General features: G+C 61.1%; 14 protein-coding genes. 5 read left to right on the top strand and 9 right to left on the bottom strand.

The genetic code is table 11. The features are described 5' to 3' along the window. Positions 1-83: 83 nt before the first annotated feature. From HMPREF2749_RS02000 to HMPREF2749_RS02040, 9 genes are all read right to left on the bottom strand, one after another. A complete protein-coding gene (locus HMPREF2749_RS02000) occupies positions 84-428 on the bottom strand; it encodes a type II toxin-antitoxin system HicB family antitoxin (RefSeq protein WP_049342824.1) in 345 nt (114 codons plus the stop codon). Further along, positions 421-672 carry a toxin HicA gene (locus HMPREF2749_RS02005; protein ID WP_070593262.1) on the bottom strand — a complete coding sequence of 84 codons (252 nt, stop codon included), beginning with the start codon at positions 670-672 and terminating at the stop codon, positions 421-423. The genes HMPREF2749_RS02000 and HMPREF2749_RS02005 overlap by 8 nt, the downstream gene beginning before the upstream one ends. A 119-nt stretch (positions 673-791) precedes the next feature. Next, positions 792-1,895, bottom strand: coding sequence for a 6-phosphogluconolactonase (locus HMPREF2749_RS02010; RefSeq protein ID WP_049349679.1), 1,104 nt, complete (start codon positions 1,893-1,895; stop codon positions 792-794). Beyond that, on the bottom strand, positions 1,888-2,874 hold the full coding sequence (locus HMPREF2749_RS02015; protein WP_049349677.1) for a glucose-6-phosphate dehydrogenase assembly protein OpcA: 987 nt from the start codon (positions 2,872-2,874) through the stop codon (positions 1,888-1,890). Before HMPREF2749_RS02015 ends, HMPREF2749_RS02010 begins: the two co-directional genes overlap by 8 nt. Further along, positions 2,871-4,418 carry a glucose-6-phosphate dehydrogenase gene (zwf, locus tag HMPREF2749_RS02020; RefSeq protein ID WP_049347574.1) on the bottom strand — a complete coding sequence of 516 codons (1,548 nt, stop codon included), beginning with the start codon at positions 4,416-4,418 and terminating at the stop codon, positions 2,871-2,873. Before zwf ends, HMPREF2749_RS02015 begins: the two co-directional genes overlap by 4 nt. 392 nt (positions 4,419-4,810) lie before the next feature. Further along, a complete protein-coding gene (gene tal, locus HMPREF2749_RS02025; RefSeq protein ID WP_049349673.1) occupies positions 4,811-5,911 on the bottom strand; it encodes a transaldolase in 1,101 nt (366 codons plus the stop codon). A 171-nt stretch (positions 5,912-6,082) separates the two neighbouring features. Continuing rightward, complete coding sequence (gene tkt / locus HMPREF2749_RS02030; RefSeq protein WP_049349671.1) at positions 6,083-8,185, bottom strand: transketolase; 2,103 nt, start codon at positions 8,183-8,185, stop codon at positions 6,083-6,085. Positions 8,186-8,888: 703 nt separating this feature from the next. Next, a complete protein-coding gene (locus HMPREF2749_RS02035; protein WP_049353109.1) occupies positions 8,889-9,839 on the bottom strand; it encodes an ABC transporter permease in 951 nt (316 codons plus the stop codon). Continuing rightward, on the bottom strand, positions 9,836-10,969 hold the full coding sequence (locus HMPREF2749_RS02040; RefSeq protein ID WP_049356997.1) for an ABC transporter ATP-binding protein: 1,134 nt from the start codon (positions 10,967-10,969) through the stop codon (positions 9,836-9,838). Before HMPREF2749_RS02040 ends, HMPREF2749_RS02035 begins: the two co-directional genes overlap by 4 nt. 175 nt (positions 10,970-11,144) lie before the next feature. Between HMPREF2749_RS02040 and HMPREF2749_RS02045 the strand changes: the two genes are divergently transcribed. The 5 genes from HMPREF2749_RS02045 to HMPREF2749_RS02065 all read left to right on the top strand — a co-directional run bounded on the left by HMPREF2749_RS02045 (position 11,145) and on the right by HMPREF2749_RS02065 (position 16,075). Then, positions 11,145-11,999 (top strand): helix-turn-helix transcriptional regulator, encoded by an 855-nt coding sequence (locus HMPREF2749_RS02045; protein WP_049356995.1) that lies wholly within the window; start codon positions 11,145-11,147, stop codon positions 11,997-11,999. A gap of 197 nt (positions 12,000-12,196) precedes the next feature. Continuing rightward, positions 12,197-13,654, top strand: coding sequence for a Fe-S cluster assembly protein SufB (sufB, locus tag HMPREF2749_RS02050; RefSeq protein ID WP_049337647.1), 1,458 nt, complete (start codon positions 12,197-12,199; stop codon positions 13,652-13,654). Continuing rightward, complete coding sequence (gene sufD, locus HMPREF2749_RS02055) at positions 13,654-14,928, top strand: Fe-S cluster assembly protein SufD (protein WP_012903574.1); 1,275 nt, start codon at positions 13,654-13,656, stop codon at positions 14,926-14,928. The genes sufB and sufD overlap by 1 nt, the downstream gene beginning before the upstream one ends. Before the next feature lie 19 nt (positions 14,929-14,947). Then, on the top strand, positions 14,948-15,706 hold the full coding sequence (sufC, locus tag HMPREF2749_RS02060; RefSeq protein WP_005506105.1) for a Fe-S cluster assembly ATPase SufC: 759 nt from the start codon (positions 14,948-14,950) through the stop codon (positions 15,704-15,706). Between the two features lie 39 nt (positions 15,707-15,745). Continuing rightward, the gene (locus HMPREF2749_RS02065) at positions 15,746-16,075 is read left to right on the top strand and encodes a metal-sulfur cluster assembly factor (RefSeq protein ID WP_005506103.1); all 330 of its coding nucleotides are present in this window, start codon (positions 15,746-15,748) and stop codon (positions 16,073-16,075) included. Positions 16,076-16,240 lie beyond the last annotated feature (165 nt).

The raw sequence follows: 16,240 nt of genomic DNA on the forward strand, positions 1-16,240 counted from the left end.
TCGAAACTATCCGGGGCTCCACTCTTTTGTCATGTCATAACATTTTGGAATCTTCGTTGGATGATGAAGACATGCTGGCTTACTTAGGCGACCGCTTCGAGCTGTTGGCTCACGTACTGGTTCAGGCTCTGGTGAGAAAGCGCTGCCTGCTGAACCAGACGACGATGCAATTGCGGTGAAACACGCAAGTTGAATCGTCCTGAGAAGGAACGCAGAGAGAACGGTTCGGGTGCCTCGCGGCCATCTTCTTCAAGAATTTCGAGGGTGTCGGCGACGACTTCTCGGATACCTTCGAATGCCTCGGTAGAGGTTGGGGCCAGGTATGAGAGGCTGGGGAATTCGGCTACGGTTCCGACGAATTCCTGGTCGTCTTCAGACCACTCGACGCGGTAGGTGTAGAGCTCTTGGCGGGGGAGAGCGTTAGTCATCGTTATTCTCCAGTTTTCGAATGGCAGTTAGAACCTGCTTGACTTGGTATTTCTTTGCTTTACCGGAGTTTCCCTGTTGAATGTTGACAATAGGGTCACCATGCCAGGGGGTGCTGTAGTAGTGGTGAGATCCGCGGATACGCGGCGCTCCAAAGAAATGGGTGCATACCTTTTGAAGTTGAGTGAAAGTAACGTTTTGAGGGCTGGCGGCCATCTTCGCAACTAAATCTTCAATACTCGGCATACTTCATAGTACCACTTCTAGTACCATTTCGGGGTGGTTTAAAACCATAGAGAAAAGCCCCGGATAGTCGAAACTATCCGGGGCTCCACTCTTTTGTTGATGCAGTTCAGAACCGAAACTTACGGGCGGTTCTCAGGAGCCAGCGACTCCTCGGTTGCAAAAATCAGGGTCTGCTTCTTACCGCGCGCACCCACCGCCGGGGTCTCCAGCAGTAGCTCCGCGTTCAGGTCCTCAGCGTCCAGCTTCGCGCCAGCCAGAAGGCGGCTGGTCGCATCCTGCTTATCCTCACCGGTGATGAGGAAGAACACGTGACGCGAATTATTGATAATCGGCAGGGTCACCGACACACGCTCAGCCGGCGGCTTCGGCGAATCAGAAACCATCACGGTCACAGCCTTACCGCCCTCAACCGGATCCTCCGGCAGACCGGTACCCAGCAGAACCTGCTTACGGCCCGGGAACAGGGAAGCAATATGACCATCCGGGCCCATGCCCAGCAGGGTGATATCAAAGACCGGTGCAGGCCACTGGCCGCCACCGCCACCACCGCAGCCTCCGCCGCCGCATCCGCAACCACCGGCGGATTCGGAAGCCTCAGCAGCCTCAGCATCAAATTCGTCCAGGGTGGTCTCTTCGATGGACTGCTCGGGTGCGGAAGAACCGCAACCGCCGCCACCACAACCACAGCCGCCGGAGCCGCCGTGCTCGTGACCTGCGCCGCCACCGTGACCGCCAGCCAGCGGCAGTTCGGTTGCGCCCTCGGGCATCTGCACGCTCACAGCCGGTGCAGAACCGGCGTAGTCGCGCATCTCAAAGGCGTAGTGCTCAGCTGCAGCTTCCAGGCCGGTGAAAATATCGGACGGACCCATGCGGTGCACATTGCCCACGACCAGGCCGTGCGACAGCAGGGGAGCGAGCAGCACCTCAATAGCCTGACCGTCATTACGTTCGGGGCTACGCTCGGGCACGTAACGCTCATCGGAGAACCAGAAGTGCACGCGGGACCAGTCGATATCCTTCACGCGCTCGTTCTCAGCCCATGCCTTCAAGGTGGCGATACCCATGGTGCCGCCGGTCAGCGAAATGTGGGCGATCGTACGCTCAGAGAGCACGTGCTCAATGATGTCGAGGATGCGGGTCACCGCGTCCGCTGCGAGAGCGTCGCGGGTCGGGTGCGCCACCAGGGTGGGGGTGGATGCGCCCATGTTCTGAATCTTAGGCATCGAAAACCTCCGGGTATTCTTCGAGGTCCAGCATGTCTTCAGGCTGGCAGGTGTCATCGACGAGGGTGACGGTGCGCAGCGCCTGCTTCAGCACGTCACCGTAGGTGTCGTCCGGGTCGAGGCGGCGCAGCTCCTCAGAGATGCACTCGGCGAGGGTACGCACCGGCAGCGCAATCTGCTGATCGGGCGCGTACGGGGTGGAGATGGTCGCCACGGAAATGCCGGGGCGGAACATCGTCACCGAACCGTCTTCACGCTCAATGCTGACGCGGTACAGGCCGCGGTTTGCCGCGCCAATGGTGGCGAGGTGCACGGGTGCTTCAAGCTTCCAGCCGAGCCACGTACCGAGCAGCACCACGGACGGGGACTTGCTCGAACCCCACACAACCACGCGGCGTACGGGGGAGGAAGGCATCTGCTCCATGAGCGCTGCGAGCTGGGTGCGCCACAGGGTGAGGCGGGTCCACGCCAGGTCGGTGTCGCCGGCGCGGTACACCTCGGCGAGGTGCTTGAGGGCCTCCTTCGGGTCCTCAGCGCGTGCAGAATCGGTAATGCGACGCTGAGCGATACGACCGATGGAGTGCTGTGCTGGGTTCTCCGGAACCGAGTGCGGCCACCAGACCACAATGGGGGAATCAGGCAGCAGCAGACCGGAGATCAGTGCTTCGGTCGGGCGGGATGCGCTACCCCAGCCGCGCAGAACAATCATCTCGGAGGCACCGGTGTCGCCGCCGAGGTGGATTTCTGCATCCAGCTGGTCGGGGTCGAGCGGGTCGTGGGAGATGTGCACAATAATGCGGCTCGGGTGTTCGTGGGAGGCACGAATTGCGGCGCGCATTGCTTCGCGGGAGTGGCCCTTTTCCGCGAGAACAACAAGGGTGAGAACTCGTCCGCTACTGAGGCTACCGTTGGCGGCAGTCAGGTGGCTCAGTTCCTTGTTGATGGCGGAAACGGTGGTGTTATGCAGGTGCGAGATCACGGGCGCCTCCAAGCGCGGTTGTCACGCTCAAGCATCTCGTGTGCTGAACGCGGACCCCACGAACCGGACTCGTAGGGTTCAGGCTTAATGCGGTTTTCTTCCCAGTACTCTTCGAAGGGGTCGAGGATCTTCCAGGAGAGCTCAACTTCTTCGTGGCGAGGGAACAGCGGCGGCTCGCCGAGCAGAACGTCCAGGATGAGACGCTCGTAGGCTTCGGGGGACTCTTCGGTGAAGGAGTGGCCGTAGCCGAAGTCCATGTTGACGTCACGGATTTCCATCTGGGTGCCGGGCACCTTCGCGGAGAATCGGATGGTCATGCCTTCGTCGGGCTGCACGCGGATGACGATGGCGTTCTGGCCGACCTGCGGGTTTTCACGTTCGCCGAAGAGACGGTCGGAGGACTTCTTGAAGACCACGGCGATTTCGGTGACTCGGCGGCCCAGGCGCTTGCCGGCGCGCAGGTAGAAGGGGGTGCCTTCCCAGCGGCGGTTTGCGATGGACACCTTCAGCGCTGCGAAGGTTTCGGTGCGGGAGTCTGCGGGGATGTCGTTCTCGTCGAAGAAGCCGTTGACATGCTCGCCGCCCTGGTAGCCTGCGGCGTACTGACCGAGCGCGAAGGAGTTCGGCAGGTCATCGATGCGGACTGCTTCGAGGACCTTCGCCTTCTCGGCGCGCAGGTGCTTAGCGTCGAGGCTGAGAGGCTCTTCCATGGCGGTGAGGGCGAGCAGCTGCAGCAGGTGGTTCTGGATGACGTCGCGGGCCGCACCCACGCCGTCATAGTAGCCTGCGCGGGAGCCGATGCCAATGTCTTCAGCCATGGTGATCTGGACGTGATCCACGTAGTGGGAGTTCCAGAGCGGTTCGAACATCTGGTTGGAGAAACGCATCGCGAGGATGTTCTGAACGGTTTCCTTGCCCAGGTAGTGGTCGATGCGGAACACGGCGTCGGGCGGGAAGACTGCCTCCACGATGGAGTTCAGTTCGCGTGCGCTTTCAAGGTTGTGACCGAAGGGCTTCTCAATGACCACGCGGCGCCAACCGTCGACGGGGTTGACGGTGTCGTTATCGCGCGATGCGAGGTCGTGTTCGGCGAGCTTGGTGAGGACCTGCTCGAATGCCTTCGGGGGGATGGAGAGGTAGAAAGCGTGGTTGCCGTGGGCGCCACGCTCGTCGAGTTCGGCAAGGGTGCTCTTGAGCTGTTCATAGGCTGCGTCGTCGTCAAAGGCACCTACGACGAATCGCATGCCCTGCTGGAACTGGTTCCATACGTCTTCGCGGAAGGGGGTACGGGCGTGTGCTTCAACGGATTCGCGTACGTAGGAACGGAAATCGTCATCGCTCCAGGGGCGGCGACCGAAGCCGACAAGGCCGAAGCTCGGGGGGAGCAAACCGCGGTTCATGAGGTCATACACTGCCGGAAGCAGCTTCTTGCGGGCCAGGTCACCGGTTACGCCAAAGAAGACGAGCGCGGACGGCCCCGCAATGCGGGTAATGCGGCGGTCGCGAGTGTCCCTGAGGGGGTTCGCTTCATGACCGATAGTCACAATATATTCCTTTGATTGCCTTGGTTGGTTCGTGCGGCGCGCGGTTCGTACCTTGTCGCGCGGAGGCGATGCCGCATTCTGGAAGGTGTGTACCCTGTATTGTACCGGTTTTGACGGGACGATATGAGGGGCACCTAACCCGCCGAGATTCTCTGGGACGCCTCGGGCAGTGAAGCCCTGCGGGAATCCTGGTCAGGATCCTGGTCAGAATCTCTACGAGAGTCCCGGCGGATTGGTGCTGTGCCCACAATATGGTGGGCGTGCATATCGGGTGGTGTGCGTCGGGTGGTGCACACCGGGAACGCATTGGTCATGCGCTATATTTCAGTGGCTGCTGAACTTCAGTGGCTTCCGAATTTCAGCAGCTGTAGATTCGGCTGTGTCGCCTGGTTCTACTTAGCCTGCTCGAGTGCTTCGCGGACGGTCTGCAGCAGCTCTTCCCAGGAGACGTCGAACTTGGACAGGCCCTCAACCTCGAGCTTCTCCACGACCTCCGGGTAGGAGACGTGAACGGAGATAGCGTCCAGAACCTCATTCGCTTCGGAGTAGTTCGGCACGATGGTGTTGCCGGTAACCTCGCCGTGATCGGCAACAGCGTTCAGGGTTGCCTCGGGCATGGTGTTCACGGTGTTGGGTGCAACCAGGCCGGTGACGTACAGGGTGTCCGGCAGGGAGGGGTCCTTCACGCCGGTGGATGCCCACAGCGGGCGCTGTACGTTCGCGCCGTGTGCCTGCAGACGTGCCCAACGCTCGGAGGAGAACATTTCCTCGAACACCTCGTAGGCGAGGCGTGCGTTTGCCAGGCCTGCCTTGCCCTTGAGCTGTACAGCGTCGCCGCCTGCCGCTTCGAGGCGTGCATCGATTTCGGTGTCTACGCGGGAGACGAAGAAGGATGCGACCGAGTGGATGGTGGACAGGTCCTTACCGTTTTCCAGCGCCTGCTCCAGGCCGAGCATGTAGGCGTTGATGACCTCGCGGTAGCGGGTCAGGGAGAAGATCAGGGTCACGTTCACGCTGATGCCAGCAGCCAGGGTCTCCGCGATGGGGCGCAGGCCTTCCTGGGTTGCGGGAATCTTAATCATGACGTTTTCGCGGCCCACGCGCTCGTAGAGTTCACGTGCCATCTTGGCGGTGCCTTCGGCATCGCGTGCCAGGCGGGGGTCAACCTCGATGGAGACGCGGCCGTCAAAACCGTTGGACGCCTTGTAGACGGGTGCGAACACATCGCAGGCTGCGCGTACGTCGTCGCAGGTTGCGGCGAAGACTGCCTCTTCAACGCTTGCGCCGGCGGCGGCAAGCTCACGCATCTGCTCAGCGTATGCGGCGCCCTTGGAGAGCGCGCCAGCGAAGATGGTGGGGTTGGTGGTCACACCGACGACGTTGTGGGTCTTGATGAGTTCGGCAAGGTTGCCGCTGGTCAGACGCTCACGGGAGAGGTCGTCAAGCCAGATGGAGACACCGGCGTCGGAAAGCTTCTGAGTGGACTCAGACATGTGAAAACCTTCGATTCTTTGTCGAAATTGAAATTTGAGATATCAGTGAAATCTTCTGGGCGGCGGGAGGCTCCGGCTGAGCGGTCAGCCGGAGCCTACCCGTTGCGTCCGCACCCCACCCGTACAGGGGGAGCGCAGTGTGCGCGGCAGTTACCGCGGCGTTGTTACTGCCTACTTAGCGGCCTCGATGGATTCCTTAGCGGCGGCCACGACAGCCTCCGCGGTGATACCGAATTCGCGGTACAGGGTCTTCGCATCGGCGGATGCACCGAAGTGCTCGATGGACACGGCGCGGCCAGCGGTGCCGAGCAGGTCGTACCAGCTCATCGCCAGGCCAGCCTCGACGGAGACGCGGGCGGCAACCGAGGAGGGCAGAACCGACTCGCGGTACTCTGCGTCCTGCTCAGCGAACCACTCACGTGAAGGCATGGAAACCACGCGAGCCGCGATGCCCTGCTCTGCGAGGGTTGCGCGAGCCTGAACGGCGAGCTCAACCTCGGAACCGGTAGCAATCAGGATGACGTCCGGGGTGCCCTCGGTGTCAGCCATGATGTAGCCGCCGCGTGCGGTGCCCTCAGCGGAAGCGAACTTCTCACCCTCAGCGTCCGCGTGCACGTCCTCACGAGCCCAGACGGGCAGGTTCTGGCGGGAGAGCACGAGGCCTGCGGGGCGGTCGGACTTCTCCAGGATGGTGCGCCATGCGACGGCGGTTTCGTTAGCGTCCGCGGGGCGAACAACATCGAAGCCGGGGATGGCGCGCAGGGCGGAGAGGTGCTCGATCGGCTGGTGGGTGGGGCCGTCTTCGCCCACACCGATGGAGTCGTGGGTCCACACGTACAGTGCGGGAACGCCCATCAGCGCGGAGAGGCGAACGGCCGGGCGCTGGTAGTCGGAGAACACAAAGAAGGTGCCCGAGAACGCGCGGGTCGGGGAGGAGAGCACAATACCGTTAACGATGGCTGCGGCAGCCTGCTCACGGATACCGAAGTGCAGCACGCGGCCGTAGGGGTTGCCGGTCCAGTCTTCGGTGCTGCGCGATGCCGGGTTGAAGGACTCTGCACCCTTGATGGTGGTCAGGTTCGAGCCGGCGAGGTCAGCGGAGCCGCCCCACAGTTCGGGGAATGTGTCAGCGATAGCGTTGATGACGGTGCCGGACGCCGCGCGGGTTGCCACGGAGGTGCCAGCCTCGAACACAGGGAAGGCAGCCTTGTAGTCTGCGGGCAGTTCGCCTGCGACGAGGCGCTTGTACAGTTCGGCGCGCTCGGGGTTAGCCTTGGCCCAGGCCTCGAACTTCTCGTCCCATGCCTTGTGTGCCGCAGCACCGCGCTCAACGAGCTGACGGGTGTGTGCCAGCACGTTCTCCTCGATGAAGAAGCTCTTGGCGGGGTCGAAGCCGAGCACCTCCTTGGTTGCGGCGACCTCTTCAGCACCGAGCTTGGAGCCGTGCACTGCGCCGGTGTTCTGCTTGTGCGGTGCGGGGTAGCCGATGATGGTGCGCAGCTCGATGAACGAGGGCTTGTCCGTGACGGCCTTCGCGCGCTCGATGGCGGCGTACAGCTCGGCGACGTCCTCGACGTACTCGCCGGTGCGGGTCCAATCCACGCGCTGAACGTCCCAACCGTAGGACTCGTAGCGCTTGGCCACGTCCTCGGTGAAGGCGACGTCGGTGTCTTCCTCAATGGAGATGTGGTTGCGGTCCCAGACGACGATCAGGTTGCCGAGCTCCTGGTGACCTGCGAGCGCGCACGCCTCGGCGGTCACGCCCTCCTGCACGTCACCCTCGGAGGCGATGACGTAGACGTGGTGGTCGAAGGGGGAGGTGCCCGGGGCAGCCTCGGGGTCGAACATGCCGCGCATACGACGCTGTGCGTAGGCGAAGCCAACGGCGGATGCCAGACCCTGGCCGAGCGGGCCGGTGGTGATTTCTACGCCCTTGGTGTGCTTGTATTCGGGGTGGCCGGGGGTGAGGGCACCCCAGGTGCGCAGGGCTTCCAGGTCGCTCATTTCGAGGCCGTAGCCGCCGAGGAACAGCTGAGTGTACAGGGTGAGGGAGGTGTGGCCGGGGGACAGGATGAAGCGGTCGCGGCCTTCCCAGCGGTCGTCGGCCGGGTCCTGGTTCATGACCTTCTGGAACAGCAGGTAGGCGACCGGGGCCAGGCTCATCGCGGTGCCGGGGTGGCCGGAGCCGACCTTCTCCACGGCGTCGGCGGCAAGGATGCGGGCGGTGTCAACGGCTCGCTGATCGGTTTCTGTCCACTGGAGGTTTTCTGCCACGTGGGGTGTCCTTTCACAACGTGAGTGGATGCGCCAGCAGGCGTGTGCTAGCGCGCTGTTCATCGGGTGTAACGTGCCTTCGGGGGCGCTTATTCCCGCGCCGGTAGGTACCCGGGTAGGTGCCTTGGTAAGTACCCGGTAGGTGCGGGGAGCCTGGAGGTTTGTTTCGACCCTTTCGTTTTAACAGGATAGTTCACTGGGCGGAAGTATCCGGTGTGTGAATGCAGACATTCACAGGGTGATACGGGGCTGAGATGGAGAAAAAAGCGACGCTACAACGCGGGCTCCGCGGATTTCGCGGTGCACGTTTGAGCTGTGTTTCTGAGCTATGCGCTGAATATTGTTCAGTAACGTAACAATTTTTGTGTAAGTGGTGAAGCTCATGTTAAGGTTGAGCAGGAAGGTTGTAGACCGAAACAGTGGTTGGGTCGGTCTGCATCTCGGTGATTGAAGCCCCTCCTCCGCGTAAGAACCGTTGATTATCTTACTGTGGTGGTGAGATAAAAGGTTCTGGAGGAGGGTGCTTTCTTTTAGTCTCGGACCGTGCACTTTGTGCGTGGTTGAGACTAAAGGTTTGTGTTATATGTATGGGCGCCGGATATGATCGGAACATATCCGGCGCCCGTCTTTTAATTTGCGATGAGAAGAAGCTCTGTCTGCTCTTGCACTGTCTGCGCTTGCACTGTCTGTATTTGTGCTGCCTCTAGTCGGACCACTTGAACTTACGTGAGGCAACAAACCCAATGACCACGGTCCACACAATGAGGACCCAGTGCGGGTCGGCAAGCCACTGATGCTGAATGAAGTTACCGCGCAACGCATCACCCAGAGCCGCCGAGGGCGACCACGCCACAATTCCGGCGTACCAGTCGGGGAAGGACTTCAACGGGAACACCACGCCGCCGGCACCGGCAAGAATGACCCAGGCAATATTCACGATGGCGAGGGTCGCCTCCGCGCGCACCGTACCGGCAATGAGCAGGCCCAGCGCCGTAAATGCGCCAGCACCCATGATCATCGTGATGATGGAGCGGGAGACGGCGATAGCGTCCGGGCGCCACCCCAGGCCGTACCCCAGAACCGCCACCAGGGTGAACTGAATCGCCACGACCACCAGCACCGCAATGCACTTGCCCATAATCAGGCCGTTACGGCCCAGGGGAGTGGTCGCCAGGAACCGCAGCACGCCGTAGCGGCGATCAAAACCGGTGGCAATGCCCTGGCCGGACAGCGCCGTAGAAATCACGCAGAGCGCCAGAACGCCGGGGACCGCCGCGTCCATGCGGGAGACCCCGACCGAGTTCGCGTACTCATCAATCAGGCCGGTAAACCGCAACGCAATGAGTGCCATGACGGGAAAAATAATGTTGAGCATCAGCTGCTCGCCGTTGCGGAGCATCGCCATCGTCTCGTAGCGGCCCTGCTCGATTACGCGCACGAGCGGGTAGTTCGCGCGCGGGGGAATGTACTCCTCATCTTCGTCAATAGAAGAGACCTTGGGGCGGGTGTCTACGGCGGAACGGGTGTTCGCGGCGCGTTCTTCCATTCGGTTCCCTTCCGCTCGGCTCTCTTCTGCAGGCTTTTCTTTTACTTGGTTTTCTGTTGCCCGGTTGTTGGCCGCCCGGTTGTTGTTAGTGCGTGCGGTGTTGCTCATCGGATATCACGTCCTGAAATGTCGAGGAAGACATCCTCAAGAGTCTTCGGTTCCATGGTGAGAGAAATCGGCATGAGGTAACGTTCGGCGAGCGCTGAGGTGAACGCCGCCAGGTGCTCGGGGCGTAGTGCGCCGACCAGCTCATACGCGCCGGGCACGGAGGGTGCGCCGTCACGAGCCGGGGTGTAGGGCACCTTCTCGATGAGCTCCACACCGGCACGCAGATGTGCGGGCAGCAGTTGCTCACGGGTGGGGGTGGGTGCATCCAGTGTGTACTGCAGGCGGTTCGTGCCGTCGCTGGCGATGAGCTCGGAGACGGTACCTTCCTGAACCGTGGCGCCGTTTTCAATGATGTAGACGTAATCGGCGAGCTTCTGCGCGTCATCAATCAGGTGCGTGGTGAGCACGATTGCGGTGCCAAGTTCACGCTGTTCACGAATGATGTCGAAGACGACGTTGCGGGATTGCGGGTCCAGGCCCGCGGAGGGCTCGTCGAGGAAGAGCACGTCCGGGCGGCCGATGAGGGCGGCGGCGAGGGAGACGCGCTGCTTCTGACCACCCGAGAGGCGGCGAATCGTAGTGCCGTTGAAGGCATCAATGCCGAGGCGTTCTGCGAGCTCTTCGACCGGGTACGGGTCGGTGTACATGGTCGAGATGTGCTCGAGTAGCGGAATGGGGTGCATGGCGTTGGGCAGGCCGCCGTCCTGGAGCATAATGCCGACCTTGGCGCGCAGCTCCGGGTCCGCCTGCAGCGGGTTTTCACCAAGGAGGCGCACGGTACCGCGGGTGGGTTTGAGTAGGCCCTGGGCGCAGGCGAGGGTCGTGGTTTTGCCGGCACCGTTGGCTCCGAGGAGGACGACCACTTCACCGGGGAAGACGCGCAGGTTGACCTTGTTGACGGCGCGGTAGAGCCCGCTGGCGGTGAGCCGTTCGGGGTATTTGGTGCGGAAGGCGCGTGAGGGTTTGAACTCTTTGATGAGGTCTTTAATGGTGAGCGCCGGTTCTTCGGTGACGATGCGTCGTCGTGCGGTGGGTGAGGCGCTGGGCTCCGTGTGGTGCTCAGTGTGTGCCGTTGGTACGGCGGATGCACGCCCAGGGTGGTCCTGCTGGCCCGCGGTGGTGGTCTCCATAGACAGTCACTTTCGATTTTTGCGATGAAGGAGCGTGTGTGCCCCTTCATCTTATGCCCTAACTCACGTTCAAAGCACGCCCGTTACGACTCAAAAGTTCACTTTAAGGTAGAAAAGTTAGCAAGTAGGGGTACCTAACTAGCCAAAGAAAAACTAATTAGGACATACTTTATTTGTGTATTCCGTGAATAAGACCCCTCAGCGCGCCTCAACGAACGAGGCGCAGACCCGAAACGGCACCCGAACCGCCGCCTCGGGCTCTACTGGTGCTTCCAGTACAAAGTCCTCCGCGGCACGCACATCCAAGCGCAAAGCCGAGGCAGAAGAACGCACCAGGGACCGCGTCCTGCGCGAAGTCCTCAACAATGGCCCCGTATCCGCAGCAACCCTCGGTGAGCTCCTCAGCCTCACTCCCGCAGCGGTACGCCGCCACCTCGACGCCCTCGAATCCAACAACATGATTGAGGTCGCGCCCATCAAAAAGCACGGCGCCGGAGCTGGACGACCCGCCCGCCGCTACGTGATCGCCCCCCAGGGCCACGAACGCCTCGGCAACGATTACCTCCTTATCGCCCGCGAAGCCCTGCAAATGCTCCGCGACACGGTTGGTCAGGAAGCCCTCGAAGCTTTCGCCTCCGCCCGCGCCGCAGAAATGGAAGCCCGCTACCGACCCGTCGTAGAAGCCGCCGGTGACGATGTGGCAGCCAGAGCGCAGGCGCTCGCAGAGGCAATGAGTAAGGACGGTTTCGTGGCGACCGCTCAGGTCACCGCGCCTCCTGCAGGACGAACTGTTCCCGAGCATTTTCTGGCAAGTATTCAGCTCTGTCAGGGTCACTGCCCGGTGCGCGACCTTGCTGGAGACTTCCAAGTGTTCTGCGAGCAGGAAACCGGGATTATTTCTGACCTGCTCGGCGTTGATGTCCGTAGGCTTTCAACCATGGCTTCGGGCGCTCACGTGTGTACCACGCACGTGCCCCTGAACCGTATCACCGCCGAGAGCGAGAAGAACGCAGAAGAACCTTCCGCGTAACGCTTACCGCAGTACGCAGCGGCGCACCCCGATGCCCCCCTCAAGGGTGCGACCCGCACGCTGAAACCCGCCCGCAACCACACCACGTACACCGCATCACGCATTGTGGTTGAGTGCGGCATCAGCCCCCTCAACTACCGCGCCTGCAACCGGCAGGTGGCGGCGAGAAATGTAATAACCATCGAAGAAAGGCCGTAATGACTGAGAAAGTTGGGCAGAACGCCAACGACACCGTCATTTCAGAGATCCTGGAGATGAACCCCGAACTCGAGGGCATTGGCAACTACGAGTACGGTTGGGCAGACTCCGACGAAGCAGGCCAGGTAGCAAAGCGCGGCCTGGACGAGAACGTCGTGCGCGACATCTCTGCAAAGAAGAACGAACCCCAGTGGATGCTGGACATGCGTCTGAAGGCGCTGAAGTTCTTCGAGCGTAAGCCCATGCCCACCTGGGGCGCGGATCTTTCCGAAATTGACTTCGACAACATCAAGTACTTCGTGCGTTCGACCGAGGGTCAGGCGACCTCTTGGGAGGAACTGCCCGAGGACATCCGCACCACCTACGAGCGCCTGGGCATTCCCGAGGCGGAGCGTAACTCCCTCGTCGCGGGTGTGGCTGCACAGTACGAGTCTGAGGTCGTGTACCACCAGATCCGTGAGGACCTGGAGCAGCAGGGCGTGATCTTCGTCGACACCGACACCGGTCTGCGCGAATACCCCGAACTGTTCAAGGAATACTTCGGCTCCATCATCCCGATTGGTGACAACAAGTTCTCCGCGCTGAACACCGCCGTATGGTCCGGTGGCTCCTTCGTGTACGTTCCCCCGGGAGTCCACGTGGAGATCCCGCTGCAGGCGTACTTCCGCATTAACACCGAGAACATGGGCCAGTTCGAACGCACCCTGATCATCGCGGACGAGGGCTCCTACGTTCACTACATCGAGGGCTGCACCGCCCCCATCTACAAGTCCGACTCCCTGCACTCCGCAGTGGTTGAGATCGTGCTGAAGAAGAACGCCCGCGTTCGCTACACCACGATTCAGAACTGGTCGAACAACGTCTACAACCTGGTGACCAAGCGCGCTGTTGCGCACGAGGGTGCCACCATGGAATGGGTGGACGGCAACATCGGTTCGAAGGTCACCCAGAAGTACCCCGCCGTCTACATGGTCGGCGAGCACGCCAAGGGTGAGACCCTGTCCATCGCATTCGCTGGCGAGGGCCAGCACCAGGACACCGGTTCGAAGATGGTTCACATTGCACCGAACACCTCCTCGACCATTGTGTCGAAGTCCGTGGCCCGTAACGGTGGCCGTAGCGCTTATCGTGGCCTGGTTCAGGTGCGCGAGGGTGCTAAGCACTCCAAGTCCTCCGTGGTGTGTGACGCCCTGCTGGTGGACACCATCTCCCGCTCCGACACCTACCCCTACGTGGACGTGCGCGAGGACGATGTGACCATGGGTCACGAGGCGACCGTTTCCCGCGTCTCCGAGGACCAGCTGTTCTACCTGATGCAGCGCGGCCTGAGCGAAGAAGAAGCAATGGCAATGATTGTCCGCGGCTTCGTTGAGCCCATCGCACGTGAGCTGCCGATGGAGTACGCACTCGAACTGAACCGCCTGATCGAACTTCAGATGGAAGGATCTGTGGGCTAATGCCGACCAACGAAGAAACCCTGGGTTACCACTCCCCGATCATCCCCGGCATGGACCAGGAGGGCGAGAAGCTCGCCACCGAGTTCGCCCACGATGACACCCTGTACCGTGCCACCGAGGCACACCACCAGGGCTCCAACCCGAACAACATCCAGAAGGTACTCGAAGCATCCCGTGCAGAGCGTAAGACCTCCTACAACGTGGAGGACTTCGCGCCCCTGACCGGTCGTGAAGAGGACTGGCGCTTCACCCCGCTGAAGCGTCTGGGCGGCCTGCACCTGGAGAAGCTGACCGGCACCGCACCGGCACCGAAGGTGACCGCACCCGAGCAGGTTCAGGTTGAGACCGTCTCCCGCGAGGATGCACGCATCGGCTCCGCAGGTATCCCTGAGGACCGCGTGGCAGCAAACGCATGGTCCAGCTTCACCGAAGCAACCGTGGTGACCATCCCCGCCGAAGCTGAACTGGCTGAGCACGTGGAAATCGACATCACCGGCACCGGCAACGAGGCTGCCGCGCAGCACATCGTGATTGAGGCTAAGCCCTTCTCGAAGGCTGTCGTGGTTCTGCGCCACACCGGCTCCACCGTGCTGGCACAGAACGTTGAGTTCGTGGTGAACGACGAGGCTGAGCTGAACGTTGTTTCCGTGCAGCAGTGGGCTGACGACGCAATCCACGCCTCCGCACACTACGCTAAGCTGGGCCGCAACGCACGCTTCAAGCACGTTGTGGTGTCCCTCGGCGGCGACCTGGTGCGCGTGACCCCCTCCACCAAGTTCACCGCTCCCGGCGCTGAGACTGAAATGTACGGCCTGTACTTCGTAGACGCAGGTCAGCACATTGAGTCCCGCCTGTTCGTGGACCACTCCGTACCCAACTGCAAGTCCCGCGTGACCTACAAGGGCGCGCTGCAGGGTAAGGGTGCGCACTCCGTATGGGTTGGTGACGTTCTGATTGGTAAGGATGCAGAAGGCACCGATACCTACGAGCTGAACCGTAACCTGCTGCTGGAAGTTGGCCCCCGCGCCGACTCTGTGCCGAACCTGGAGATTGAGACCGGCCTGATTGAGGGCGCCGGCCACGCATCCACCACCGGCCAGCTCGATGAGCAGCACCTGTGGTACCTGCAGGCTCGCGGTATTCCGGAGGCTGAAGCACGCCGTCTGGTCGTGCGCGGCTTCCTGAACGAGATCATTCAGCAGATTCGCGTTCCCGAACTTGAAGAGCAGCTCACCGAGGCCCTTGAGGCAGAGCTCGCCCTCAGCAACAACTAAGCTTTACCAGGAGAAATCAATGTCTACTCTTGAAATCAAGGACCTTCACGTCTCGGTCATCCTCGACGATGAAACCACCAAGCCCATCCTGAAGGGCGTTAACCTGACCATCAACTCGGGCGAGATTCACGCAATCATGGGCCCGAACGGTTCCGGTAAGTCCACTCTGGCTTCCACCATCGCTGGTCACCCCAAGTACCAGGTTGATTCCGGTCAGATTCTGCTCGACGGTGAGGACATCACCGAGATGAGCGTGGACGAGCGTGCACGCGCAGGCCTGTTCCTGGCTATGCAGTACCCGGTCGAGATCCCCGGCGTGACCATGTCCAACTTCCTGCGTTCCGCTAAGACTGCTGTGGACGGCAAGGCTCCCTCCCTGCGTACCTGGACTAAGGACGTTAAGGAAGCCATGAAGAACCTGGAGATCGACCCCGCGTTCATCGCACGTAACGTGAACGAGGGCTTCTCCGGTGGTGAGAAGAAGCGCCACGAAATCCTTCAGCTGGAGCTGCTCAAGCCCAAGTTCGGCATCCTGGACGAGACCGACTCCGGTCTGGACGTTGACGCACTGAAGATTGTGTCTGAGGGCGTTAACCGTGCGCACGACGAGAACGACATGGGCGTCATGCTGATTACCCACTACACCCGCATCCTGCGCTACATCAAGCCGCAGTTCGTGCACGTGTTCGTGGACGGCAAGATGGTTGACCAGGGCGGCCCCGAGCTGGCTGACCGCCTGGAAGAAGAGGGCTACGTAGCTTACGTAGGTAAGAAGTAAGCTTCTTCCCTGACCGGATTCTGACAGAAAGATAGAACTATGACTGAGACTGTGCAGGGTCGTGTTCCTCAGGAAGAGATTGAGGAAGCCCTCAAGGAGGTCATTGACCCGGAGCTCGGCGTCAATATTGTTGACCTCGGTCTGCTCTACGGTCTGCGCTGGGATGAGGATGGAACCCTCATTCTGGACCTGACTCTGACCACCGCAGCCTGCCCGCTGCAGGAGGTTATTGAGGAGCAGGTTCAGAGCAACCTGGATAACCTGGTTGATTCTTGGCGTGTGAACTGGGTTTGGATGCCGCCGTGGGGTCCGGAGCGTATTACTGAGGACGGCCGCGATATGATGCGCGCGCTGGGCTTCAACATCTAAGCTCCTGACCGCAAATAAAGTACCCGCCCGGTGCGGAAGGTGTATGCCTTCGGCACCGGGCGGGTATTTTTGTGTTTTATATAAAATGAACGTGTGGTCTTAACCCCAGCTTTAAAAGTAATTTGATGATAATAGGGATGTATTTTACTAAAACAATTAGGACGC

The sequence above is a fragment of the Rothia sp. HMSC075F09 genome (assembly GCF_001810515.1).
GTDB lineage: Bacteria > Actinomycetota > Actinomycetes > Actinomycetales > Micrococcaceae > Rothia.